The sequence below is a fragment of the Methyloterricola oryzae genome (assembly GCF_000934725.1).
GTDB lineage: Bacteria > Pseudomonadota > Gammaproteobacteria > Methylococcales > Methylococcaceae > Methyloterricola > Methyloterricola oryzae.
Genome location: NZ_JYNS01000005.1, coordinates 1 through 23,528, shown reverse-complemented (window position 1 = coordinate 23,528; position 23,528 = coordinate 1). Strand labels below are relative to the sequence as shown.

The 23,528-nt window shown below is 57.9% G+C and carries 27 protein-coding genes and 2 tRNA genes; 10 read left to right on the top strand and 19 right to left on the bottom strand.

Translation table 11 applies throughout. The features are described 5' to 3' along the window. Complete coding sequence (galE, locus tag EK23_RS08625) at positions 1 to 990, top strand: UDP-glucose 4-epimerase GalE (protein WP_045224961.1); 990 nt, start codon at positions 1 to 3, stop codon at positions 988 to 990. On the opposite strand, the gene EK23_RS08620 is transcribed toward galE, so the two are convergent. Continuing rightward, complete coding sequence (locus EK23_RS08620; RefSeq protein WP_045224960.1) at positions 991 to 1,371, bottom strand: hypothetical protein; 381 nt, start codon at positions 1,369 to 1,371, stop codon at positions 991 to 993. It abuts the gene before it with no gap. 242 nt (positions 1,372 to 1,613) lie between these two features. On the opposite strand from EK23_RS08620, the gene EK23_RS08615 reads away from it, so the two are divergent. After that, positions 1,614 to 1,964, top strand: a complete 351-nt coding sequence (locus EK23_RS08615) for a hypothetical protein (RefSeq protein WP_045224959.1) — start codon at positions 1,614 to 1,616, stop codon at positions 1,962 to 1,964. Positions 1,965 to 2,118: 154 nt separating this feature from the next. Then, positions 2,119 to 2,193, top strand: a tRNA-Val gene (locus tag EK23_RS08610). A gap of 35 nt (positions 2,194 to 2,228) precedes the next feature. Here the strand turns inward: EK23_RS08610 and EK23_RS24665 are convergent. Next, a complete protein-coding gene (locus EK23_RS24665; protein WP_369112105.1) occupies positions 2,229 to 2,513 on the bottom strand; it encodes a site-specific integrase in 285 nt (94 codons plus the stop codon). Here EK23_RS24665 and EK23_RS22430 point away from each other — a divergent pair. Both EK23_RS22430 and EK23_RS08605 read left to right on the top strand, forming a co-directional pair. Beyond that, positions 2,485 to 3,003 carry a cbb3-type cytochrome c oxidase subunit I gene (locus EK23_RS22430; RefSeq protein ID WP_268748172.1) on the top strand — a complete coding sequence of 173 codons (519 nt, stop codon included), beginning with the start codon at positions 2,485 to 2,487 and terminating at the stop codon, positions 3,001 to 3,003. The two genes, EK23_RS24665 and EK23_RS22430, sit on opposite strands and share 29 nt — an antisense overlap. Next, entirely contained in the window at positions 2,969 to 3,337 is a 369-nt protein-coding gene (locus tag EK23_RS08605) for a DUF488 domain-containing protein (protein WP_045224958.1), read from the top strand. The genes EK23_RS22430 and EK23_RS08605 overlap by 35 nt, the downstream gene beginning before the upstream one ends. Before the next feature lie 12 nt (positions 3,338 to 3,349). Here the strand turns inward: EK23_RS08605 and EK23_RS24660 are convergent, their stop codons facing one another. Genes EK23_RS24660 through EK23_RS08590 form a run of 4 tightly spaced genes read right to left on the bottom strand, consistent with a single transcriptional unit; the run spans position 3,350 to position 4,358 of the window. After that, entirely contained in the window at positions 3,350 to 3,475 is a 126-nt protein-coding gene (locus EK23_RS24660) for an IS66 family transposase (RefSeq protein ID WP_145998608.1), read from the bottom strand. Further along, a complete protein-coding gene (locus EK23_RS08600; RefSeq protein ID WP_082054051.1) occupies positions 3,462 to 3,755 on the bottom strand; it encodes an IS66 family transposase in 294 nt (97 codons plus the stop codon). Before EK23_RS08600 ends, EK23_RS24660 begins: the two co-directional genes overlap by 14 nt. Before the next feature lie 9 nt (positions 3,756 to 3,764). Further along, positions 3,765 to 3,968, bottom strand: coding sequence for a hypothetical protein (locus EK23_RS08595; RefSeq protein WP_045224956.1), 204 nt, complete (start codon positions 3,966 to 3,968; stop codon positions 3,765 to 3,767). Further along, complete coding sequence (locus EK23_RS08590) at positions 3,969 to 4,358, bottom strand: IS66 family transposase (protein ID WP_158002473.1); 390 nt, start codon at positions 4,356 to 4,358, stop codon at positions 3,969 to 3,971. Between the two features lie 221 nt (positions 4,359 to 4,579). On the opposite strand from EK23_RS08590, the gene tnpB reads away from it, so the two are divergent. Continuing rightward, positions 4,580 to 4,945 carry an IS66 family insertion sequence element accessory protein TnpB gene (gene tnpB / locus EK23_RS22425; protein WP_082054050.1) on the top strand — a complete coding sequence of 122 codons (366 nt, stop codon included), beginning with the start codon at positions 4,580 to 4,582 and terminating at the stop codon, positions 4,943 to 4,945. Positions 4,946 to 5,544: 599 nt separating this feature from the next. Here tnpB and EK23_RS08585 read toward each other — a convergent pair. Both EK23_RS08585 and EK23_RS08580 read right to left on the bottom strand, forming a co-directional pair. Beyond that, positions 5,545 to 6,432 (bottom strand): Calx-beta domain-containing protein, encoded by an 888-nt coding sequence (locus EK23_RS08585; RefSeq protein ID WP_145998607.1) that lies wholly within the window; start codon positions 6,430 to 6,432, stop codon positions 5,545 to 5,547. Between the two features lie 323 nt (positions 6,433 to 6,755). Then, a complete protein-coding gene (locus tag EK23_RS08580) occupies positions 6,756 to 7,487 on the bottom strand; it encodes a LuxR family transcriptional regulator (RefSeq protein ID WP_045224953.1) in 732 nt (243 codons plus the stop codon). 324 nt (positions 7,488 to 7,811) lie between these two features. Between EK23_RS08580 and lnt the strand changes: the two genes are divergently transcribed. Beyond that, complete coding sequence (lnt, locus tag EK23_RS08575; protein WP_045224952.1) at positions 7,812 to 9,398, top strand: apolipoprotein N-acyltransferase; 1,587 nt, start codon at positions 7,812 to 7,814, stop codon at positions 9,396 to 9,398. A 138-nt stretch (positions 9,399 to 9,536) separates the two neighbouring features. Here lnt and EK23_RS08570 read toward each other — a convergent pair whose 3' ends face one another. From EK23_RS08570 to EK23_RS08540, 7 genes are all read right to left on the bottom strand, one after another. Then, a complete protein-coding gene (locus EK23_RS08570) occupies positions 9,537 to 9,827 on the bottom strand; it encodes a cupin domain-containing protein (RefSeq protein WP_045224951.1) in 291 nt (96 codons plus the stop codon). 164 nt (positions 9,828 to 9,991) lie between these two features. After that, positions 9,992 to 10,312 carry a DUF4144 family protein gene (locus EK23_RS08565; protein WP_158002472.1) on the bottom strand — a complete coding sequence of 107 codons (321 nt, stop codon included), beginning with the start codon at positions 10,310 to 10,312 and terminating at the stop codon, positions 9,992 to 9,994. A 93-nt stretch (positions 10,313 to 10,405) separates the two neighbouring features. Next, positions 10,406 to 10,744 (bottom strand): Rieske 2Fe-2S domain-containing protein, encoded by a 339-nt coding sequence (locus EK23_RS08560; protein WP_045224949.1) that lies wholly within the window; start codon positions 10,742 to 10,744, stop codon positions 10,406 to 10,408. Positions 10,745 to 11,221: 477 nt separating this feature from the next. Further along, on the bottom strand, positions 11,222 to 12,517 hold the full coding sequence (locus EK23_RS08555; RefSeq protein WP_045224948.1) for a sulfate adenylyltransferase subunit 1: 1,296 nt from the start codon (positions 12,515 to 12,517) through the stop codon (positions 11,222 to 11,224). Beyond that, the gene (gene cysD, locus EK23_RS08550; RefSeq protein ID WP_082054049.1) at positions 12,517 to 13,485 is read right to left on the bottom strand and encodes a sulfate adenylyltransferase subunit CysD; all 969 of its coding nucleotides are present in this window, start codon (positions 13,483 to 13,485) and stop codon (positions 12,517 to 12,519) included. The genes EK23_RS08555 and cysD overlap by 1 nt, the downstream gene beginning before the upstream one ends. Then, a complete protein-coding gene (locus EK23_RS08545; protein ID WP_097990924.1) occupies positions 13,482 to 16,058 on the bottom strand; it encodes a YbcC family protein in 2,577 nt (858 codons plus the stop codon). The genes cysD and EK23_RS08545 overlap by 4 nt, the downstream gene beginning before the upstream one ends. Positions 16,059 to 16,070: 12 nt before the next feature. Beyond that, on the bottom strand, positions 16,071 to 17,678 hold the full coding sequence (locus EK23_RS08540) for a proton-conducting transporter transmembrane domain-containing protein (protein ID WP_045224947.1): 1,608 nt from the start codon (positions 17,676 to 17,678) through the stop codon (positions 16,071 to 16,073). 206 nt (positions 17,679 to 17,884) lie between these two features. Here EK23_RS08540 and EK23_RS08535 point away from each other — a divergent pair, with 206 nt between their 5' ends. After that, positions 17,885 to 18,781 (top strand): LysR family transcriptional regulator, encoded by an 897-nt coding sequence (locus EK23_RS08535; RefSeq protein WP_045224946.1) that lies wholly within the window; start codon positions 17,885 to 17,887, stop codon positions 18,779 to 18,781. Positions 18,782 to 18,921: 140 nt separating this feature from the next. Here the strand turns inward: EK23_RS08535 and EK23_RS08530 are convergent, their stop codons facing one another. From EK23_RS08530 to EK23_RS08520, 3 genes are all read right to left on the bottom strand, one after another. After that, positions 18,922 to 20,139, bottom strand: a complete 1,218-nt coding sequence (locus EK23_RS08530) for an HDOD domain-containing protein (protein ID WP_082054048.1) — start codon at positions 20,137 to 20,139, stop codon at positions 18,922 to 18,924. 65 nt (positions 20,140 to 20,204) lie between these two features. Beyond that, entirely contained in the window at positions 20,205 to 20,891 is a 687-nt protein-coding gene (locus EK23_RS08525) for a response regulator (protein ID WP_045224944.1), read from the bottom strand. Next, the gene (locus EK23_RS08520) at positions 20,888 to 22,222 is read right to left on the bottom strand and encodes a HAMP domain-containing sensor histidine kinase (protein ID WP_052808052.1); all 1,335 of its coding nucleotides are present in this window, start codon (positions 22,220 to 22,222) and stop codon (positions 20,888 to 20,890) included. The genes EK23_RS08525 and EK23_RS08520 overlap by 4 nt, the downstream gene beginning before the upstream one ends. A gap of 216 nt (positions 22,223 to 22,438) precedes the next feature. On the opposite strand from EK23_RS08520, the gene EK23_RS08515 reads away from it, so the two are divergent. Both EK23_RS08515 and EK23_RS08510 read left to right on the top strand, forming a co-directional pair. Beyond that, positions 22,439 to 22,873 carry a cupin domain-containing protein gene (locus tag EK23_RS08515; protein WP_045224943.1) on the top strand — a complete coding sequence of 145 codons (435 nt, stop codon included), beginning with the start codon at positions 22,439 to 22,441 and terminating at the stop codon, positions 22,871 to 22,873. A gap of 144 nt (positions 22,874 to 23,017) precedes the next feature. After that, positions 23,018 to 23,094: transfer RNA gene (locus EK23_RS08510), tRNA-Met, on the top strand. Between the two features lie 176 nt (positions 23,095 to 23,270). On the opposite strand, the gene EK23_RS08505 is transcribed toward EK23_RS08510, so the two are convergent. After that, positions 23,271 to 23,528, bottom strand: a 258-nt coding sequence (locus EK23_RS08505; RefSeq protein WP_045224942.1) for a transposase domain-containing protein, incomplete at its 5' end; no start/stop codon positions are given.

Sequence of the window (23,528 nt, the reverse complement as noted above, 5' to 3'; positions counted from 1 at the left end):
ATGAGCAAACGAGGCATTTTGGTCACAGGCGGCGCGGGTTACATTGGTAGCCATGTGGTAAAGCAATTGGGCCCCATGGGAGAGCGTCTGGTCATCATCGACAATCTGTCCACGGGCTTCAGGGACTCGGTTCTCCATGGCGACTTCGTGGAAGGCGACACGGGGGATATGGAATTAGTCAGCCGTGTCCTTCGGGAATACGACGTGGAGTCCGTGATCCATTTCGCTGCTCATACCATCGTGCCCGAATCCGTTGAAAACCCCTTGAAATACTACGGCAACAACACCTGCAAAACACGCAATCTGCTGGAATGCTGCCAAAAAGCGGGGGTAAAGCACTTCATATTTTCCTCTACCGCCGCCACCTACGGGATACCGGAAGGGAGCCTATGCACGGAGGATACGCCAACCAGCCCAATCAACCCGTATGGCATGTCCAAGCTGATGAGCGAAACCATGTTGCGAGACCTCTCGCTGGCATGTGATCTCAGGCACGTAATCCTGCGCTACTTCAATGTAGCCGGATCCGATCCGGACGGTCAGATTGGGCAGTCCACGAAAAACGCAACGCTCTTGATAAAGGTGGCCGCAGAAGTCGCAGTGGGGAAACGCGAGAAATTATACGTGTTTGGAACCGACTATCCGACAGCCGATGGTACCGGTGTGCGCGATTATATCCACGTGAGCGATCTGGCCGATGCTCATATCCAAGCATTGGATTATCTGCGTCACGGAGGGCAGTCAACGCTTTTGAATTGCGGTTATGGGCATGGTTACAGCGTGCGTGAGGTCATCAATGCCGTTAACCGAGTGCATGGCTCGCCGATTACCGTCCAGGAGCAACCGCGTCGGGCCGGCGACCCGCCCGCGCTCGTCGCTGCAGTCGACAAAATTCACCGCACGCTGAAGTGGAAGCCGCGTTTTGACGATCTGGAATTTATCGTAAAAACATCGTTGGAATGGGAAAAACAACTACTGGCTCGCGTCTAGTCACATTTCCTCACGCTGCCAGACCTCATCGATCAGCCACCATCGCCAAACCCGCTCCGGAATGGCGGTGAGATGGTAATGGCGCAACCCAGGTCGAAAACCAATCGCGACCCGGCAGAACCGTGCTTCTTCCAGTGCTGCCAACGTCGTGATTTTTCGGCCCGCCAATGCGGGACCAACGAAGATTTGCGCCGAAACCAATTCGTCCTCGGTCATTGGCACATTAGCTTTTCCGCGCCAGACCGGTTGATGGTCAATGAGAAGACCATCACCATCGAATACATACAATTCCACATTCAACATGACGCTGAATATGCTTTCAAACGCTATCGAAAACGAAAAAACATCGATATCTGAGATACTTGAATACGTGGCGGCCATGGCTTTGTATATTCCTCGGTCCTAGAAAGCACACTGACAGCATACGTTCTGCGAAGCGCTCAAACTGTGACGCACTTCAAACTCAGGTTTCGAAGCGACGGGATGGTTTGATTGACTGCGGATTTCGAACCCAGGGCGTTGACATCGCAATGACACATTTCTATGCTCGGCGAGCCAGTTAAGCGACCCTTGTCCGTCCACACGGGCAATTGAAATCAACAATAAGAACTTCGGGGCGATCAATGAAAATAGCGGCGAATTTAATCATCTTACCTTTCTGCGCACTTGGATTGGCGTCGCTCCCCCCGCTTGCCCGGTCATCGCCGGCCGATCTCGAGGAAGCAAAAGCCTTGTTGCAGCAAATGCACGAAGACCAGTGCCAACAGCAGGAGTTGAGGGGAAAAGTGATGCTCGCGCACCGCGATCACGACGACGCCTCGCTAAAAGAGCTCTGGCCCAAGGTCGAGGCGATCAGCGCTAAATTGAAGCCTGCGGAGGAACGTATGAAGGTGCTCAAGGCCAACTTGAAACAAAACGCCGACGAGCAGGACGCATTCGAAACAGCCCTGTTGGAAAGCGGCGAATGTGGCTAAAAATTAATGAATTTGAAGCAAAATGCCTCGCATTCAGCCGGTCACGCTTTCATATATGTAGCGGGGCGAAAGCAACAATTCCGAGATGGCGCTAAATCGCAATCCAATTGACAGAATTCGCAAACGTTGCGATCCTATGCGTCCCATCATATATGGGCGGTTAGCTCAGCGGGAGAGCACTGCCTTCACACGGCAGGGGTCGTAGGTTCGAACCCTACACCGCCCACCATTAAAAATCAGTAGGTTACTCCATAAAATTGGATGTTATCCAAATGTGGCGTGACCAGAGCGTGACAACCCATTTAAAGCAGCCACAGCAGTACGCACATTATCAGGCGACAAGTGTGCGTAGCGCTCCGTCATCTCGACGGTGCTATGACGCAAAAGGTCCCGGACCTGAATTAGTGGCACTCCGGCCTGAACCAACCAAGCGGCGCACGCACGCCGAAGATCGTGGATATGAAAATCTTCGATGCCTGCGCGACTACAAACGGTTCCAAAACTCCGCTTGATAGACTGAATCCGGTTACCCTCCGAATCACAAAACACAGTAACCGTTTGGCGGAGCACTCAACTGACCCCTAATCATGGCCATTCCGCGATGATGGGCGTATTCGGCATGTTGGCACTGGCGCTCATGGTATTCGTGTTGCGACAGACCAGCACCGATCTAAGATGGGTCGGTATCGAAAGATTCGTAAAGGTCGGATTCTGGGGAACCAATGTCGGACTGCCTCTGATGTTAACGATGAGCTTGTTCCCCAGTGGCGTGTTAAAGTTCTGGGATGTCGTCCAGCATGGGTACTGGCATGCGCGCAGCCTTGATTACACAGGCAGTGAAAGATCGCGCCTGATCGAATGGCTACGCCTGCCCGGTGACCTGATATTTATTCTATTCGGTGCCTTGCCATTGGCAATTGCATCCATCAATGGCTGGCTGGGTGTGCGTCTGTACCATACGTCGTTATTAACGCCAAAACTGAACTGGCCAATTCGACTCACAAATGCAACCGTCAGTGCGCCATATTTTCAAGATTAAACGGGTATACGACTTGCCGGATCGATCTGACGGTCGGCGCATTCTCGTCGACAGAGTCTGGCCTCGCGGTTTGACGAAGGAAAAAGCACGCATCGATCTATGGCTTAAAGATATTGCCCCCAGCACGGAGCTCCGGAAATGGTTTGACCACGACCCTGAAAGATGGGAAGACTTCAAGGATCGTTATCTCGCGGAACTCAGGGGCAACCACCAGCAGATACGGCTCTTAAAGGAAGAACTGCAAAAAGGTATGGTTACGCTCGTCTACGGCGCTAAGGATGAGGAGCACAACCAGGCGATTGTGATCCAGGAAAATTTCTGGCTTTTACTTTAGCCGGAGAGGATGCTAAAGGTACCACAGCGAACCCTGCTCGGCCTGTCGGGCAATCTCAAAGAATTTCCTACGTGCATGCGCCCAGCAGGCCACTTTGACGATCTTGCCATCGGCGAAGACCTGGTCATAAGCCCGCATAGGCGTCCGCCTGCAGGTAGCCGCTGTAGTCCTCCAGCCTGCCCTTGGGGTGCTTGCCCGCCCGCGTCTCGGTGTGGTCGTAGACTATGATCGGCGAGGAGTGACCGGCATAGACCCAGAACCGTGTCTCGCAGGTCTTGCCCCAGTCTTGAACCGCCACAGTGGTGTCGTCGGAGAAAATCACCGCCTGCCGCTTGAGCAACACCAGCAGCCGGTCGCTCAGCGGCTTGAGGGCCACGCCGCATTGCAGCACCCAGTCGCACAGGCTGGTGCGGGCGATGGGAACACCCTAGTGGGTGAAGACTTGCTCGATGTGGTACAAGGGCAGTTGATAGCCGAACTTGGCCATCAGCACATACGCCAACAGCCCCGGCAGTGGGATACCCTGTTCGCTCACCTGTGCCGGCGCCGGCGCAGTAGCCAACGGTCCTTGGCACTTGGTGCAGGCGCACTTCTCGCAGCGCGTCTCGACCACCTTGAGCTGTGCGGGCACTTAGTCCAGCCGTTCGGAGCTCTCATAGCCGATGACGGGCCGCTCTTCGCCGCATTCCGGGCAAGCCCGTTCCTCGGCCGAGAGGGGCAGCACCACGATCTCTCGCGGCAGATGTTCCGGCAAGACGACGCGCTTGGGTTGCCCTTTGGCCGGGGATTTCACCACCGTCTTGAACTCCACCGGGCTGGCGAGCGGGATGTCTTCCGGCTGTTCATCCCAGAGAGGCATTTGCGCGGGATCAGGCAGGGTCTGCAAGCGTTCCGAGCGGGCACCGAAGATCAGCTGCTTGAGATTCGCCATCTCGAATTCCAAGTATTCGATGCGGCCGTCACGCTCCGCCAAAGCGGCTTTCAGGGTCGTAATTTCTTCGGCGAGGGCATCTGCATTCATGGCCCTATGACACCCGCCGAAAACCACCAAGTCCCTTGTTTCATGCGGCTTGGCAAGCCATTCCATCAGCTCACCCGCCCCGCCCGAACCTCACGAAGACGCCGCACCGACAGATCCACCCCTCCAGCAACAACAGCAGTTCCGAACGCGAAATTGACGCCGTCGGCGGTCGGCGAATTCGATAGCGAACTGCTGCGTCGGGTCGTCGCGGCGTTGTCGACGTGTTGACGACGCTGTTGGGTGCGAGCGCGGTGTACGTGGTGGCGGAGTCGGTGGACTTGCGCAAGTCGATCGATGGGCTGGCGCTGGCGGTGGCAACCAGCCTGGGGGCTTCGCCGTTGTCGGGATCGGTCTATGTGTTTTTCAATCGCGGTCGGGGCAAAGTGAAGCTGCTGTGGTGGGACCGGCATGGCTTCTGGCTGGCTTGCAAGCGTCTGGAGAAGGGTCGAAGTCTTGCGCCACTGCGATGCTGGCACCGCGCACCACGATCCGCAGCCCGACTGGTTCAGGTGCCTCGTCAACGACCGGAATCAACGTCAACAAAGCCAATGGCGACTCGCTCTGTACGCGACGACGCCAATAGCTGAACGTCCCATACGCCACCCCCCGCATGCCGGCACCAGGCCCGCGCCGACAATCCACTGACCGACTGCTCGGCCAAGCGCCGCTCCCAATAATTCCCACGTTCTTCGAATGTCATCACATTCCTCCAGGCAACAGAAAGTGACAACAATGTCTCTCAACCATCACCCCGCGGGAAGAATGTGCTCCGCCGAACGGTTACCATACTGGGGCACTTTCGCTTCGATTTTTTCCCAATCCGACTCAACGTGAAATCGGAACCCCGCTGATTGCCTCGCCTCTACTGCATTACGCGCAATCTCACACGGCCGATGGGGTAAAACCCGGTCTGTCATGCGGATGTCGCCATGTCGAGGCGCGGCTGATACCGACTGAATCGGCACCCTAACCGGAACCAGTGACCTACCGCACATCTTCCGTAGGACTTGCGGACGAACATTCTCTAACTCAGTTCTTTCCGCCGCGATGGCAATACCCTTTTTTCACGCTCGGCGCTTTCTGTCCCTATCACCAGAAAACCAAGGGATGGCCAAGCCTCGGCTGGCTTAATAGGAGGACGAAACAAGAAGTTCGAGTTTTGGCGAGATTATCCATTCAAGAACACTCAATCGTTGTCCAGTATCTCAACGGTTGCCGATTTGGCGCCGCCCAGCTTGTATGAAGGCCGCTTCTGCAATTTGAGTTTCACAGATTCGGCGTTTTCCTGAATGTTGTCGTCGATTGGGATAATGTCTAAAAACGCAGAGACATTCCCGGCTGGAATTAATACATACTTGGCAATCTTGGTGTAGTCCTTGCCGTTCTTGGCCTTACCGGAAATGGCGTAAGGCACCTTAACATCTTTGCCCCTGGCAGAGTCCAGCGCGACCAGGAAACGTCCGGCGCTGGGGCCGGTTTCCGAGACTGCGGCTTGAACCACGCTCAACGTGACCGTGGGCTTTCCAGCACTCGGCGGGTTCTCGCCTCCTCCGGGTGTCACGATGACATAAGGCACACTATCGATGGAGTAGGTCTCTGCCGAGCGAGGGAAATACCGCATGGCATTGTTGTTGCCCAGTGGCTTCTGGGCGCCATCGAAATTTGTCCATATAGCCAACGACATGACGAAACGCCCGCTGAAAGCGTTCAACGTTGCCTCATCCACCCGGATCTGTGTCGATTCCAGCACGGAAAATGGCAAAAACGTGCCGTCCTTGTACAAGTCGCCAGTTTCCCGCTTGACGCCCAATAGGTTATCTCCGAACTTGTTGCCGTTGGCTGTATAGCGATCGACCTGTATCGCGGTCCAGTTGCCCTTGCCATCTGAATCCAAGGCGATGGCCCAAGAACTGACCAGCCAAAGTGCAACAGTCAGCAGCCAGGATGACTTGTGCGACACAATTTGCATTGATCCTCCAGAAAACGATGAAATTGGAATTGACTGAACTTGGCGGGCCTGCTTCTTTAGACCCCGGTCAAGCGGCCGGCTGTTGCCGTCTTGCTCTGGGTCCATCCGACGCTTCGCGACGTTCCTGCTCCGTCTACGTGTGACTGAAGCGCTCATCAAGGCACGACGAGCAGTAACGGCGTGAGACAGATGTGGAATCTTTTCTGTCGCTCAATTTAAGGGGAAATCGCTAAGCCCGGAAACCTGTCAAATCTGACAGCAACTTCATCCGGACGTGTAACAGGTCAGCATAATCCTTCAGCACTTTCCGTGGACACTGACGCTGCCCCAATCGTTTTCTACAGACGGGAAACTATGCCGACCGCCGCGGGACACGTGTTGTGATAGGCGGTGCGAAGCAGTCCCGGCTGGATTGCTTCATACCGAAACTAGAAGGGGCGCGGATTGATCAAGCCCTGCAACACTGCACGGGCTATTGCGTGCTGCCGGTTACGGACATCGAGCTTGATCATGACGTTATTGATGTGAAAGTTGACGGTACGCTCCGACATGTGGAGCACCTGCGATATCTCCCAAGATGTCTTGCCATCCGCCACCCAGCGCATGCAATCTTGTTCCCGCTCGGTGAGCAGGATCGGTGCCGTTTCCCCGACCTGAATAGTGACGCGCCGCACTGCCTCATGAATATGTACGGCCAGTATCTGTACGTAGGGCAAGGCGCGTCTCGAAATCTCCTGTGCCGCCGCCAATTTCCGGTCCACCGCAAGGCTCAGGATTCCCAGATCACCATTGGGGCCGTGAATGGGCATGCTCAGGCCATACCGCAAGCCGAACTCGGTGGCTTCATTCATGACCTGCCTGCTGAGGCCTTCTGAGGGCAGCTCATGCCAGATGACTGGAACCAGACGTTGCGCGCAATGGGCGATTACTGGATCGTGAGTGTAGTGACTTGCCTCCCAATAACGCTCCAGCCAGGCTTCCGGGTAGCCGTTAATCATGATGACCCTGGCTTCGGCGAATCGGGTTGGCAGGCGCAAGACGTAAATAAAATACTCAAATCCCAGTTGTCCAACGTACGTGCGAACCCGATCGGTAATCTCATCCAGTGTTCCCGCCGTGGCTAGCCCCCCCAAGCTGTCTTGAAATTCATAAATTTCCATCAAATTACATTCCGAAATAGAAAACAGTCATTCTTGGATTTACGCTATCCTCCGCGCACGCAGGACATGGATTCGGTGAGCGCGTCAGGCAACTCGCAAGACCGGCACCCCTTTTTAAACTCATTTATAGCGCAACAGATATCCATCCAAGATCCCGATCTGATCGCAATGCCCGAAACGCACATCCCTTCCAAAACATTACCGAAGTGACTTCAGGGAGTCTGGGCGGAGATGATTCATCCTAATCGATAGCGTGCAAGAGCAAGGTTGGCGGTCGCAACATCAAATAAATGACTCCATGACTTCATTAAGGACTCCGCATCAATGAATGCCCCACCTGACCGCGGTCGAACCCAGTGGCTACTCCCGGTCCTTTCAGGCTTGTTCATAGGAACTAGCTATATTCCCTTTCCTCCCTGGGCCTCACTGTTCTGCTTCGTCCCGCTATGGCTGTTCTGGCGCCGCCAAACCACCTTCAAGGCGGTGCTCCTTGGCGGCTTGACCACATCGTTCGTGTTCACGCTCATCGGCTTCAACTGGGTCACCTATCTGCTCCATGAATTTGCCGGCCTGGACTGGCCGCTGGCTGTCATCGGCATGCTGGCATTTGCCTTGGTAGCGCACTTGTTCGTGCCTGTGGCGGGCGCATTATGGTTCTGGGGCCACACCCGCTTCCGATGGCCAGACGGACTTTCAGTCGCCCTGATGGCGTTGATAACCACCTTGTGCGAAGCCTATTCCCTCACCTTGTTTGACTGGAATTTTGGGTACTCCTGGTATGGTGCGGGCCTTCCCGTTTATCACTGGGCGGAAGTGATCGGTTTCAGCGGCCTCAGTGCATTGACCTTATTGGCCAATCTCCCCCTGTATCTCGCCTGGCAACACAGGGCCATGGGGCGCGGTAAGATGCTGCTGGCTAGCGTCCTACTCGGCGTCGCGATGCTAAATCTTGGCGGCCTCTGGCTGAAGAATCGCCTGCCTTCGCCGGATGCCTCGGTGCGAGCGGTCCTGGTGCAGGGCAATATCGGTAACCCCGAGACTTTGCAAGCTAAGCCGGGCGACTCGTTTCGGGAGGAAATTCTTAGGCGTTACTTTGCGCTGACCGATCAGGCGGCCAGCCGCGCTAGGGGAAAAGTCGATTTCGTCCTCTGGCCGGAAACCGCATTCCCAACGCTGCTCGGCGAAGACTTCAAAAACAAGGTGTATCCAACGATCCTGCGGGAATATCTCAAGGACCGCCAGTTGGCGCTGGTGACCGGCGCCTTCGGCGTAGACCGTCCGACAGGCCTGCTCACCAACTCGATATTTGTGCTGGATCACACGGGTGCACTGGTCCCGCCTGCCTATAGCAAAACCATTTTGCTGGCCTTTGGCGAATACATACCGGGCGAGCATTTCTTCCCGCAAATCCGCGAATGGTTTCCGCAGATCGGACAGTTTGCCCGCGGGCAGGGCCCCACGGCTTTGCTGAAACTGGGCGAATTCAGAATGGGAGCGCAGGTTTGCTATGAAAGCCTCTTTCCCGCCTTCACCCGCGCCCTGGCTGAACTGGGTGCCCAATTCATCGTCAATGCCACCAACGACTCCTGGTACGGAGACTGGCAGGAGCCTTATCAACACATGATGATGACCCTGGCGAGAAGCGTGGAATTCCGCCGGCCCGTCTTGCGCGCCACCAATACTGGTATCTCGACGGTGGCGCTGGCCTCGGGCGAGATATTACAGAAATCACCCATCAACCAAGAATGGGCCGCCGCGTATGACGTCCCGTTCCTGAAAAGTCCGCCGGCGACGTTCTATCAGACGTGGTTTTGGCTGGTTCCTACGCTGCTATGGGGCAGTCTGATAGTGCTGATCGCCGTGGGCTTGCGCTTGCGGACACCCCGAAAGACTTGTTTCCAGGACGGTTGAACGGGTATCAGCGCGCACCGCCGGTGGGCGGACACGGCAGGGAATAGGGCTACAAGCGGATGCCGCCCATCAAGGCTCCAGCCCATGTCCAGCGACCAAAAGGCACCCGAGGATGCCTTTTGTTTTGTTCGTTCGCGACTAGACGCCGTTCGGGTAGTCGTAGCTATAGTGCTTGCGCAAGGGCTTGACCACTTCCCACTGACTGTCCAGGCCGGCGTGGAACGAGACCAGATCACCCGGGATAATCCGCACCGGCTCGCCACCGGCAGGCGTCACCAGAATCTCGCCTTCAAGCACGTAGGCCGTTTCGGTTTCATCAAAATCAATCGGGAATTTGGACACTTCCTTTTCCCAAATCGGCCACGCGTCAACGCCGAGTTCCTTCAGACGGTCTTCGCTCGGATTGTGCTCAATCGTGATTTTGCTCATGTTCTTGCTTGACTATGCAGTTTACAAGCGCGGGATCGTACCACCGTGATCATCACGAAGCCACTGCGCCGAGGCAGATGCTATCGCGCCCACAAACCAACAAAGGCCGAAGCGCCGTCTTACTCGCCCCCAAGATAAACCTGCCATCGCGCTGGCCGGCTTGCTCAGCCTGGCGATTCCAGGCATTTGATCAGGGCGATCGCCTCGGCCACGCTCGGCGCAGAGATTTTGCTGACGCAGCATGCGCCGCCGCTTGCAGCATGCCGGCGTACCAGAGCGAGCACGGCATCAAGCGTTAACCTCTCCAAGGGTTCCTCGGAGACCTCGGTCCGGCTCAGCCGTCTTTGTGGCCTGTAAACCTGACCGGCGGAATCGATCAGGACATCTCCCGGATGAAATTGGCCACCCTGCAACTCCGGGCGCTCATCGAGCTGTTCCGGGGAATCGACAAAGGTCAACTCGTCGTCGCCGAGGTATTTGACCACGGCAGGCCATGCAACCATGGGGCTCACTGGAGGAGGCAAATATGCCTAAATGCTGGCGATGTGGCTCGAATGCGCACCCGAGATCCAGTGGACTCAGGCCGCTGCGCGCGGTGGCCTGACAGGCCCGAGGTCGACCTGGATCTCGTCACCCTCAATCCGTAAATCGTAGGGATGGATGGCGTGGCGGACCAGATGTGTCACGCACTTGCCGCTGGTGCAGTCGAAACCCCACTGATGGTGCTGACATTTGACGGTCTTCCCGTCAAAGCTCGCCTCGTTCAAAGGCATATCCGCATGGGGGCAGCGACCACGAAACGCCCTCAACTCACTGCCTTTGGGCCAAACCACCAGCACGCTCTTCTTGCCAGCCTGGAAGAACCCCATCTCCCCTTCAGTTACGTCATTCTTGTGACAAATCGCAGTGAACGCCATAACTTCCTCCCGTCAAAAGTGAACCTTTCCCCAGGAGGAAGCAATTCGCGGACCATGGACCCAGGTGGATTTAATCGGCTAGTCAGGCCGATACCAGATGCCCTGTTCATCTCCTAGAGCTTCGCCACTAATACGATCTTCCACGCTGCAACAGGCAATTCCGCGCGAAACCCCTGAAAGGAGCCATCAAGTCGCATGTCTGGCCCACAAAACGGGCATCGCCCCAATGAGTGTTGGAAACCAGACAATTGCCACCTTATTGACCTCCAAGACATCCTTACCTGTGCCCTTGTCTTTCTCCTTCAGGAGTCTTGCTGCCATTTATGGCCTTGGGGTGACTGTCTCTGGATCGGCCTTTGGAGCATGCAAAGCGCTTGTGTCATCAACTCGGGCCTTGCAAATTCTCGAAACAATGGTGGCATACGGTCGACCGAGGTGATAAAGCGCCAGTGCAGGACCAAGAAGCCTTTGTAACGCTCAGCGAATGATGCCTGCGCCAACCGTCAGGCAAGACGCTTCATCCACGATGATGAAGCTTCCAGTCACCTGATTGCTGCAATAGCGGTCCACAATCAGAGGCTGCTGGAGCCTGACTTTCGCTGCAAAGATATCGTTCATGCCGATCGCGCCTGAGGGTCTCAGGATATCCAGTGTGTTGACATCGACTATGCCAAGTATTTCGGCAAAGCGTCCAGTCACACTCCGAGTCGTGTGCTTGATCCTGTACTTTTGCCGCTGATCCAGCGCCGCCGTGCCCAGCCAGCAAATCTGTGCCTCGATCTCGCCGGCAACTCGCGCGGGCGCCTCGGGGGAAACCAACATGTCACCGCGCGACACGTCCAAGTCACCCTCCAGCTCAATCGCAACGGCCTGGCCGGAAGCGGCGACTGCCAAGGATTCGCCCGCCTGACGGATGGATGTCACGCGGGTTTTCCGTCCGGATGGCAGGAGCAACACGGAATCACCTTCCCGCAGGAATCCGGCGGCAAGGGTGCCTTGATAGATCCTTCGCCCGATGCCTCTGGACGAATGGGGGCGCACGACCCGTTGAATGGGAAAACGCAGCGCAGCCGCCTCGCTTTTTATGTCGACAGACAAGCATTCGAGATGCTCGAGCAGACTCGGCCCCTCGTACCAGGGTGATGCCTCGCTGTTTCGTGCGACGTTGTCGCCGTGCAGCGCCGATAGCGGTATAGGCTGTACACGCCTGACTCCCAAGGCCGTGGCGAACTCTGCGTACTCTGCGACGATGTCATTGAACACGGACTGCCGCCATCCAACCAGATCCATCTTGTTGACCGCGAGGATGATCTCGCTCACGCCCAGCAGGTGAACCAGGCAGGAATGGCGGCGGGTCTGCGTCGTGATTCCTTTTTTCGCATCGACCAGCACGACTGCGGCGCCGGCCGTGGACGCCGCCGAGACCATGTTGCGGGTGTACTGCTCGTGCCCGGGCGCATCACAGATGATGAACTTGCGCCGCGGCGTGGCGAAGTAGCGGTAGGCGACGTCGATGGTAATGCCTTGCTCGCGTTCAGCCTCCAGTCCGTCCGTGATCAGGGACAGATCCAACTCTGCACCTCCCCTACCGGCGGCGCTACGTCTGATGGCCTCGATCAGGTCATGGGGCACGCTCTGCGTGTCATACAGCAGGCGGCCGATCAGGGTGCTTTTGCCGTCATCGACGCTGCCTGCGGTCACGAAGCGAAGCAGGCCCGTGCTCGAAACAGGGCGTGCCTGTAGTGAAAACGGTTCCAGGGAAATCACGTGCATTAGAAGTACCCCTCTTTCTTGCGTTGTTCCATGGCGGACTCGGAAGTCTGGTCATCGAGGCGTGTGGCACCCCGTTCGGTGACCGTACAACGGGCTAATTCATCTATGATTTGGGCGGCCGTCGCGGCTTTGGAGGCGACAGGCGCCGTGCAGGATATATCGCCGACGGTGCGGAAACGGACGGTCATGGTTTCAACAGTCTCGCCGGTACGGGGCGGCGTCAGCGGGGTGACCGGCACCAGAAGCCCGCCGCGGCGCACCACCTCGCGCTGATGGGCAAAGTAAAGGGAAGGCAGGGCGATCCTCTCGCGCGCGATGTATTGCCATACATCCAGTTCGGTCCAATTCGAGATGGGAAACACGCGCAGGTGCTCACCCGGCGCCAGGGCGGTGTTGTACAGTGCCCAAAGTTCCGGCCGCTGGCTTCTCGGATCCCACTGCCCGAACTCATCCCGTACGCTGAAGACCCGCTCCTTTGCCCGCGACTTTTCCTCGTCGCGGCGCGCCCCACCCAAGCAGGCGTCGATTTGTAGTTCAGCGATGGCCTCCAACAGCGTCACCGACTGATGGCGGTTGCGCGACTCGTCAGGCCGGCGCAAACGCACGCTCCCCCGGCGTATCGAATCCTGGACGCTGCGCACCAGGAGCCGGCCATCGTAGCGCCTTGCCATCTGGTCGCGGTACTGCAGCACTTCCGGATAGTTGTGCCCCGTGTCGATGTGAAGCAAGGGGAAACCGACCGGCTCGGGATGAAAGGCCTTGTGCGCGAGGTGCAAAAGCACCGCCGAGTCTTTGCCGCCCGAAAACAAGATAAACGGGTTTCGGCACTCCGCCGCCACTTCCCGCATGATGAAGATGGCCTCCGACTCCAACAGATCCAGGTGGTCTTTCCGCTCCGTGCCCAAGGCCGCGGCGGCGCCTCCGCCAATTCCTGATTCGCATACGTCCAGCAGTTGCTGTGTCTTCATGCCTCGAACCTCCAGTTGGTTTCTTTGACCCAGTTGCCGGGACCGCGACGGCGAAACACATCCGCTCCGCCGGGTACGATCCGGAATAAATGCAGCCATTGGTTATTGATGAGCTGACGCAAGGATTCGTGCTTGGCGATCACCCGCTCGATGGCGTCTTCCTCGGCTTCGATGATCGCGCTCAGACGCAGGGGCTCATGGACCAGACGGCTTCCGTCGTGAAGCGACTGCCAGGGCAGGCCAGTCCTGAGATCGCCGCCATTGCCTTCGAAAACGCCCAAGGTTGCAACGACGTTGTGCAGTGTCTTGTTGCCGCTGCCGAACAAGCGGTTGTCCACCGTGGATGCGTAGTACTGGAGGTTGATCCAACTGGCGACCACCAGCGGCGCGGTCATGATCAGTTCCAGAATCGCCCCCCCGGGATCTTTCTCGGGCGAGTATTCATGCAGGAAAGCCTGTCCGTTGAGCACCAGCTTGCGCGTACGTTCCCGCGGCGCGGCGATGAAGGCTCGATTGCCGGCCAGTCCCCACTCCGGGCGGACTTGAGACCAGTCGCGGCAACGCGCTTCGACCGCCTGACTTAAGTCAAACGATGACAGGTCACCGAGTCCCAGGAGATCAGCCCTTTCACCACGCGCCAGGCGTGAAGCCAGGTTCAACCAGGATTGAAGTTGCGCCACGTCTGCCTCGTGTCCGTGGGGGACCGATTCCAGGTCGAACAGTCGCACCTCGTCAGTGGTGGTGTCGTGCAGGCCGGCGACAAACCAGGTGTCTCGCGGTATGCGCAGTCCCTGAGCGGCAAGTGCGGCGCGCACGTCGCGGTCGTTGAGTATGGTGGCGGCGATGCGCGCATTGGCCTCGCCGGAGTGTCCGCCACAGGCCCCGCAGTCCAGGGCCGAGCCATAGGGGTTGTTGACCGTTTGGCTGGCATGCCCGCACAGCAGAACCAGACGGGCGAAATCACAGGTCAAACCCATGCCTTTCAGGGCAGCCTGCGCCAGATTCACTCGCTCGCTCAAAGCGATGCCAGTCTCCCGGACAGCGCCACCCCGCACCAGCCGCCCGCGCTGGCGGGTGACGGTGGGGCCGATACGCTCCTGGTGGCGAGGCGAAACGCCAGCGGTGGCCGGATGAAGGACCGGACGCGTCAGTCCCAAGCTGTCCGTCAGGAGTTTCAGCCCATAAAGCAGGCCACTCACCTCGACATAGGAGAAACACGAGACCGCGGATTGCTTGAAGGCCTTCCAGATCACGCTGGTGCGCTTGTGCAGCCAGCGGCGGTCATACACTTTAAGCAATTCGTGCACCGACGCGTCCTTCAGTGTCTCCCGCACGCGGTAGCCGGGCGAGAGCAACACCGGACAGTGAGCCTCGCCATGCTCATGGGCCAAGGGCACGTATTCGATGGGAAAGCCGAAGAAACCTGCAAAGCCTATGGTGTCCACCTGGCGGCTCACGGTCTCCAAAGCGCGGCGATAGACTTCCGAGCGCACGTCGATGCAAAACACGGCCTGCGCGGCCTTGCGCGGCGCCGGCACCGGGCTGGCGGCGGCATGGTTTTCGGAACCTGAGGTGAGAACCCGCATTAAGCGCCTCTGGTCAGCCAGCTCATAAGCCAGTTGCATCAGGACGCGGATGCGCAGATCGCTGCCTTCGGCCGCGCACTGTGCCGGTTGGAACGTCCGGCCCGTGAGCTTGGGACGGAAGACGCGATTGAGCGCGACATCCCAGGCAAGCCGGATGGCCAGCAGGTGAATGAGAGCGTCGTCCCGCTCTCCGCGCATATCCGACTCCCAGACGCGGAAGCGGGCATAAGCACTCCATCCGCCGATGGTGGCCAGTTCCCGATGCAGGAAGTCCGTCCGGGCTCCGGCGGAGAAATCTAACTCGTCAACCGCCAGCGCAATGAGTTCCCAAGGCTCATCCGGCAGTGTTGCGACGGCGGCGCGGAATCCGGGTATGCCGGCTGCCTCAGGGTTGTAATCCAACTCCGCGGCCCGCTTCCAGGCGGCGTACAAGGACAAATGCCGCCACGGCATGGTCCAGGAGGACTGCCCCTGGTCGAAATAGGCCGCGCACCACTTGGAGATTTCCTCCACCACGAAGGCGGCCCACTCGCTCCCACGCTCCCGGTCGATGGCGTCAGCAAGGGTCTCGATGGCAGCGACGGGTGATGGCGAAGCATGGGCGCTCCTGCGCAGGAAATCGATAAGCTCCGACGCCGATTCCGGGCGCTCGCCAGAATTCCTTAGATGCATGGCCCTTTCGATATCGGCAGGCGTGACATGGCCTGCTTCGACCTGCTCCAGGTAAAACCCGGCAGGCATCAGCAATTCGCCGCGACCCACCTTGCGGATGAGCGCGCAGGCCTTGTCGAAGTGAAAGTCACCCAGACCGACGAAGGGATTGACCGCCACGAAACGGCGCAGCGGCCACAGCGGGGGAATACGGGAACACGCTTCATCAACGGCCCGGAGCAGTTCAGTGCGCGCAGCGGATTGAAAGGAAGCGTCGGATGAATGGCCGGCAGCCTGGTCCGACAGTTCACTGGTCAAATACTCTGGAGTTATCACGACTTTCCCTCCTTACTGTTTAGTCTGGCGATCAAGAGTCAGCGGCCACAGCTTGCGGATGCAGCGGTTTGCCAGAGTGCTGATATAGAAGCCGTTGTATAAGTGCACATAGGCGGCCTGCCAGGCACGGTCCCCGTGGACTCCGGGGAAGCGCACCTGCAACAAGAGAACGCCCATGAACAGCAGCACGACGCTGGCCATCAGCACCGCCTCAAAAGGACTGATCTCGCTCGGCTCGACCGGCAGCACCTGATCCAAGGTCACCACGAATGCCGCCTGCATGGCGAAGTAGCCCACACAGGCCACGAATGCCAGCGCAACGCCCCGCCCCAGCAAGGCCCAGCCAGGGCTACCCTGCATCGAGCTCCACATCAGATAAGTCAAGGCCGCCATCAAGATGAAGCCCAGCACGAGAATGCCGTGATGACTTTCCAGCGTGAATCCGAACCAGCCAGCCACGAGGTAGGTCATACCGGCGGCGGCCAACAGCGCAAGACATAGATGGGCCGGATGACGCGCAGCTTGGGCCGGAGGCGTCCAGGCGGCCCTTGCCATATCCACGATGCTGCCGCTGGAGAGGAAGGCGTGGGCCTTATAGAGCGCGTGGGCGACGATGTGAAGGGTTGCGGAGGAAAACGCGCCCAACCCGCACTGCAGCATCATGAACCCCATCTGACCGATGGTGGAGAAGGCGAGCGAGCGCTTGATGCTGGTCTGCGTCAGCATGGCCATGGAGCCGAACAAGGCGGTGACGGCCCCAACCAGCGCCAGCACGCTCAGCACGTCTGGCGCCAAGGCGAGGAGCGGGCTCATCCGCACCACCAGAAAACCTCCGGCATTGATGACCCCGGCATGCATCATGGCCGACACCGGGGTGGGCGTTTCCATCACCTCGGGCAGCCAGCTGTGAAACGGGAATTGCGCGGATTTCAGAAGGGCTGCCGCCACGAGGCAGCCACCCATCCAGGATATTTGCGGAAAATGCAGGTACAGTTCACCCGGGCTGTACATCTCGGCGAGGATGGCACTGTCGGTAAAGATTTCGCTCAAGCGCAGCGTACCGAACAGGTCGTAGATTAAGATGATGGCTACCAGCAAACACGCATCACCCGCGCGGCTGACCAGGAACTTCTTGCGCGCGGCGACTTGCGCGCCCTTGCGTTCCGGATAGAACACCAGCAGTTGATGAAGCGCGAGGCTGGTGCAGATCCACGCGGCGGCCAGCAGGAGCAGATTTCCGGACACGATGAGCGCCAGCACGGCGCCCAAGGTCAACGTCATCCACTTGAAGAAATGACCTTGGCCTGGGTCCCCGCGGAGATAGTTACGCGAGTAGCGGACGACCACGGCTCCGATCAGTCCGACCAAGGGCAACATGATCGCCGTCAGCGCGTCGAAATGAAGATCCATCGGCCCCCAGCCCAACTCGATGGGGCCCTCGGAACTGGCCGCGTAAAGCAGGCTTCCCGTTACGGCCCCCAGCAGTGCGGTCTTGGCGACAACGCTGCTGGCCTTCTCCATGAAGCGTGGATGGCGGTCCGCCCAGTTGGACGGCGGCAGTCCGGTCAGTATGAGCAGACCGGGGCCAAGCATTACCAAAGAGACGATCAGCGTATCCATGGCACCACCTCCTGGCATAGTGGATGCCTGAGAGCACCATGGCCCCGAATAGCCTGCCGCTCGCAGATTTCACGCTGGACAAACGTCAGTGTTGCTCGTTTCATCGTGGCAGCCTCCCATTCGTTGAGTCACGCGAGAATGCTAGCAATCCGACTTTGTTTCATCCAATATAAGTTTTTAAATCAATCGTTCTATTCTGTTAATGTATGGCGGCACTCAATTACCACCACCTCCGCTACTTCTGGGTGATCGCAACCGAATCAAACCTGACGCGGGCCGCCGAGCGCTTGCACGTATCGCAGTCCGCGCTAAGCATTCAATTGCGCAAACTCGAGGAGTCCCTGGGTCAGGCGCTGTTCGAGCGTGATGGCAAGCGATTGGTGCTGACCGAGGCGGGAAGGATCGCGCTGGACTATGCCAACGCGATATTCAGGACCGGGGATGAACTGTTCAGTCTGATGCACAACCGCCCGGTCGGTGCGCAGCAAGTGCTTCGGATCGGTGCCGTTGCGACGCTGTCCCGCAACTTTCAATTGCAGATGCTCAAGCCACTCCTGGGCCAGGCTCAGATCGAGTTGGTGCTGAGGTCGGGGAGCCTACGCGACCTGCTGGCGCAGATGCACACACACACGCTGGATTTGGTCTTGTCCAACCGGCCCGTTCCGCGGGATGCCGAAATCAACTGGCATTCTCACCTGCTGGATGAGCAACCGGTCAGTTTGATCGGGAAGCCCAGCCCAGACGCTGAGCCGTTCCAGTTTCCGGAGGATTTGCGCTGGGCCTCCTTGTTGCTGCCCAGCGTGGAAAGTGAGATCAGGGCCGCCTTCGACTTCATCCTCGAGCAGGCCGGTATCCGGCCACGGGTGTTGGCGGAGGTCGATGATATGGCCATGTTGCGCCTGTTGTGCCGGGAGAGCGGCAACCTGGCCTTGGTGCCACCCGTGGTCGTTCAGGACGAGCTTGAGAGCGGGATGCTGGTTGAACGATGCCGCATCCCAGGGTTAAAGGAGCGCTTTTATGCGATCACCCCGTCACGTCGCTTTCCCAACGCCTTAGTCCGCGAGTTATTGCTGGGAAGCAAGAAAGAGGAGGTCACTCCGTAAAGTCCGGTGGTGTTGCCTGTTAACTCTGCGGATGACCATCTGCCTATTTGCAGAGTGTCCCATGATCCAGGAGCAATCGGCATCGTGCTGAGATAAACGCGGAAGGTCTCCGCTCATTAGCGGATCGAGGAAACCAACATCTATCGATCTTTCCCTTGACCAAGACAGCTCTGCGGGAATACCTGATAGTACAGATCGACGGGGATGCGAAAACGGGCTGCCAGGTCTGTGAGACTTTCAGAACCGCCTGCGCGGCTCTCCACAATATGTTTGAATTCGGCCAGCATATTGGCTTGCTGCAGACAGTGTCCGTATACGCTGAGATTTTGGCTAAGCCAGCTTTCCTGCTGCTCTTCTAACGCCAATCGGAGATAGGGCGGCAGCGACCACTGTTCCACCATACTTAGTGACAATCGGGCAGACCTCTCGCGAACAACCTGGGAGAAAAACTCACCCCTGGGTTGGATGCTGGGCGCCACCTCGCGGAATGAATCCACTAGCAAGCGAAAGATCACCAGCTTGCCGACATCGTGCATCAGTCCGACCAAGTAACTATTGAACGGGTCAGCGCGGCGTCTGACGAGGTCCAAGTTTTGGCAAGCTTGCGCGCAGTCCAGCGAGTGTTGCCACAAATGTTGGCCGAACATCCGGAAATAGATGGGACGTATCTCCATGACTGGCTTCATCAACACCGAGCTAACCAGCGATTTTAGATTCTGCAGCCCCAGCAGTACGACCGCCCGCTCCAGGTTCTCCAGGGGTTCTTCTGTAACCCGGTAAATCGGACTGTTTGCAAGCCGCAAAACCTCCGAAACCATGGCCGGATCGCGCCTTAAATGAGACAGGATGCGGTCCTGGTGCACATCGGGATCGGATAAATCGCGGAACAGGCTGGCTGCTACCTCTGGAAGTTTGGGAATCATGGAATCAGGAATGCTGCCCGAAAGCAGTTTCTCAATACGCTCGACAATGTAGTGCTCAGCGTCGTTGAGGATCAGCCCTTCCGATCCAGGTCCGCTTTCCAGCAAAAGTTCGTTGAAGCTGTTAGCGAGGGCATGACGGTCCATCCCCACGTAGTCTGGATCGCTTTGCGGGGACTGAATGACAACGGGTGTCGGTTCGTGCTGCAACTGCGCGGTTGGGGGCCGAGGTGCCTTCTTCCCGAACAGCCTGCGCCAAAAGGAACTGAAGCCCAAAGAATACCTCTGCAGTTGAACACGCCCTCGCAGCGCGGGCGGGTGGAATGGATCAATATAGTTGTCGCTGCGGCCCGCCTTGTCCGAGCCGCGAATCGCGCCCCGGCTGGAAAGTCTAGTACCGAAGCTAGAAATCGGTTGCCATTTCAGTCTGGGCCGCATGCACACACCACGGTCAAACACGAAAGCGGGAAATCACTCCCGAGATCCCAGGCTGTCCACTGCCGCTACCGCTGGTTGCTCGGTTCACTTTCCGCCGTCAAGTGCAGCAGGTCCAGCACGTCGAGGCGTATAGCCAGGCGTATCAGATCGATGTCGCTGGCAACCCCCAACTTGCGTTTGATCAGGTAGTGACAGTTAGCAACGGTCTTGGGACTGATATTGAGGTAGCCGGCGATGCGTTCGACCGGCTCACCATTCAGGAGCAGGCGCAGAATCTCGAACTCGCGCGCTGTCAGGGACTCCAGCGCGCGGTGCTCGGCGCCCAATTTTTCCAAAGCCAAGACCTGGGCAATGTCGGCGCTGAGGATATGCCGTCCTCCATGCACCTCAAACACAGCTCGCAGCAGTTCCTCCGGTGGACTGCTTTTGCTAACATAGCCTAAAGCCCCGGCGCGCAGAGCCTGCCTGGCAAAACCCGGGTTCTGATGCATGCTGAATACCAGCACTTTTGCATCGCGACACCGCGCACGGATGCGACCGATCAGTTCAAGACCGCTACTACCGGCCATTGTGATGTCGGTAATCACCACATCGGGCTCACACAGCTTGAACTGCTCGTAAGCCTGCGCGCTGCTTTCCGCCTCCGCGATCACTGCAAGGCCCGGCTGCCTGCCCAGCAGCGCCCGGTAGCCTTCTCGGACAATAGCGTGATCGTCAACCAGCAGAAGCTTGATGGTTCCATTCTGGTTCATGATGTTGGCCCACGATCGGCCGTAAGTGGAAGCCAGACGTCAACGACAAGGCCATGGGGCTGTCCAATAGCCAGATTCATGCGCCCGTGCAACGGTGTCACCCGCTCGCGCATGCCTAGCAAGCCGATGCCGGAACTCTTGGGAACCTCAACCGCGCGTCCGTCATCCTCAATTTTTAGGCGTACATCGCTTGCACTGACTTCGAGCTCGACAGCTACGCGGGTGGCAGAAGCGTGCTTGGCCACATTGGTCAGACACTCCTGAGTCACACGGAACAATGCAACGGACACGGCTTCCGGGAGTCCACCACAGTCTCCAGCGATGACGAGGTGAAATTCAGTGGTGGCTTGGCGTTGCCTTCGCCAACCGGCGATCAGACTCCTGAGGCTGGATTCAAGACCCGTTTCGTCAAGCTCCGCCGGCCGAAGCCGACGCAGCAAGTCGCGAATGTTTGCCAACATGTGCTGGCTTATGGTGCGAATCCGTCCAGCGTCGGCAGCGACGTCGGGGCACCGGCTGCCTGCCCCCTGACTGATGGCGAGCGCTAAGGCGTTGATGGCGGCGAGGCTCTGTCCAAATTCGTCGTGCAGTTCCCGGGCAAGTCCTGCGCGCTCCTCCTCTTGCAACCCCATGAGCCGGACCGCAAGCGCCTGCCGCTCGTTCAAAAGTCGCTGCTGGCCGGCGGTCAACTGATTAAACGCCTGGGCAATGTTACGCCACTCATGGAGTCTGAAGATTGGCAGGCGCTGGTCAAGATCGCCCTGCTGAATGGCTCGCAACCCGGCAACAATCACCCCTGCGGGATGCAAGGCCCGTCGGATGCTGACAACGACCAACAAGCACACCGACAACACCGTAACCCCGGACAGCTCCATCAGTGCACGCAATTGCGCCCAGGTTGCGGCCAACTGCCAGCGCGCGCTAGGCCTGAGGGTCAGCGTTCCATAGTTGTGCCGGTGATAGACCAAAGCTCTGGCGACTGGCACGGCTGGCGTGAAGAAAACCTGATAGAGCCGCTCGAACCATGGCGGCGCCGGAGCGAACGGATCCACGTTACTGCACAACTGCCGCGGGGTGCCAGCGCCAGCCGGGGAAAATTCGACGCAAGTTCCCGCTGACTGCGGCTGCCAAAACTCGAAGTCTGGGAAGGGATTGCTGTTACCGATACCGGTGCTCAACTTGAGAAGTTGCAGTTCCAGGCGTTGGCTAATTTGGTCCACGGCATCCTGCACTGCTTGTCTGGCCTCTCGGTCACTGCGGTAAAGCAAAAGGCCGCCGCTGAGCAAAAGACACAAAAAAGCCGCGGCAACGATGCGGAACAGTAGGTGCAATTGCAGATTCGTGGGGCTCTCGTGATGGGCACAAGCCGACTCATAGTGATTTATGTTGCCACAAGCACGGCGGGCAAATTGCCCGACTTCTGCAGGCAATATTCGGGTTACGTCGCGCCGGGCGGCCCCTAAATTGTCTTGGACGGCTCGTACAGCGGATTCCCCTTTTCCAGCTGACTGATAGTGCCAAAACCAAAAGACTGATAGGGAGCAACGATGAACACCCATCTATTCGACGATCGCAACATTCCCTGGCGAAGCCTTGGCGGCTTTGAACATTTACAATACGCCATCCTCGATATCGACGTAGAAAACGGCATCGTGGATGTGCTGTTCAGGTTCTCCGCTAACCGGCAAATCGTGCTTCACCGACATAGAGTGTTGAACAAGACTCTTGTGATCCAGGGCGAGCACCGCCTCTACCATGCCGACGGCAAGCTTAAGGAGATTCGCCCAGTGGGCAGCTACACCGTTAGTCCCGCCAGTGATGAACCTCACCGCGAAGGTGGCGGGGATACCGATGCAATCGTGCTATTTAGTATCCGTGGTGGTGATGGAGTGTTCTACGAAATATTGGACGACGATCTCCACACTGTCACCACCCTAGGCATGCAGGATTTCATCGACCTTCAGAACGGGATGAGAGCCTGAATGGAGGTGAGCGCCTGTGGCGTGATACGCCAATCGACGGCCCCGCCAAATATTAACTTCCGTTCGGCACCGCTGTTGTTAGGCGGGGGTGTCTCAGACACTAGCTATTGACTAGCGTCCTAATTTTTTTGATAATTATCTTATGGCAACGTAGCTCAGTCGGTTAGAGCACAGCATTCATAATGCTGGTGTCGGTGGTTCGAGCCCACCCGTTGCTACCAATCAAACCAAGGCCTTGACTAACACTCAAGGCCTTTTTTTGTCCGATAAGAAAGGGCTCAGGAATATTGGACAGCGGCTTAAGTGACGTTTCTGTTCTATTCATCGCGCCCGCAAGGGGTAAGCGCGTGGCGATCCCATGTTGACGCAATCCGGAATCGGATCGCGCTTGGAGGAACTAAGCGGGAGTGGTTTCAAGCTGCCAGCGATGCGGCAGAAGTTCATGAATCCGATGGGCGGGTTGCGTCGGAAGTCGCGTGAGCACGTCTTTCAAATAGACGTAGGGGTCGTGACCATTGAGTTTCGCCGACTGGATCAGGCTCATGATGGCAGCCGCGCGCTGACCGGCACGCAGACTTCCGGCGAATAGCCAATTGCGGCGCCCCAAGGCCACCGGGCGGATGCGGTTCTCCAACCAGTTATTGTCCAGGGGGAC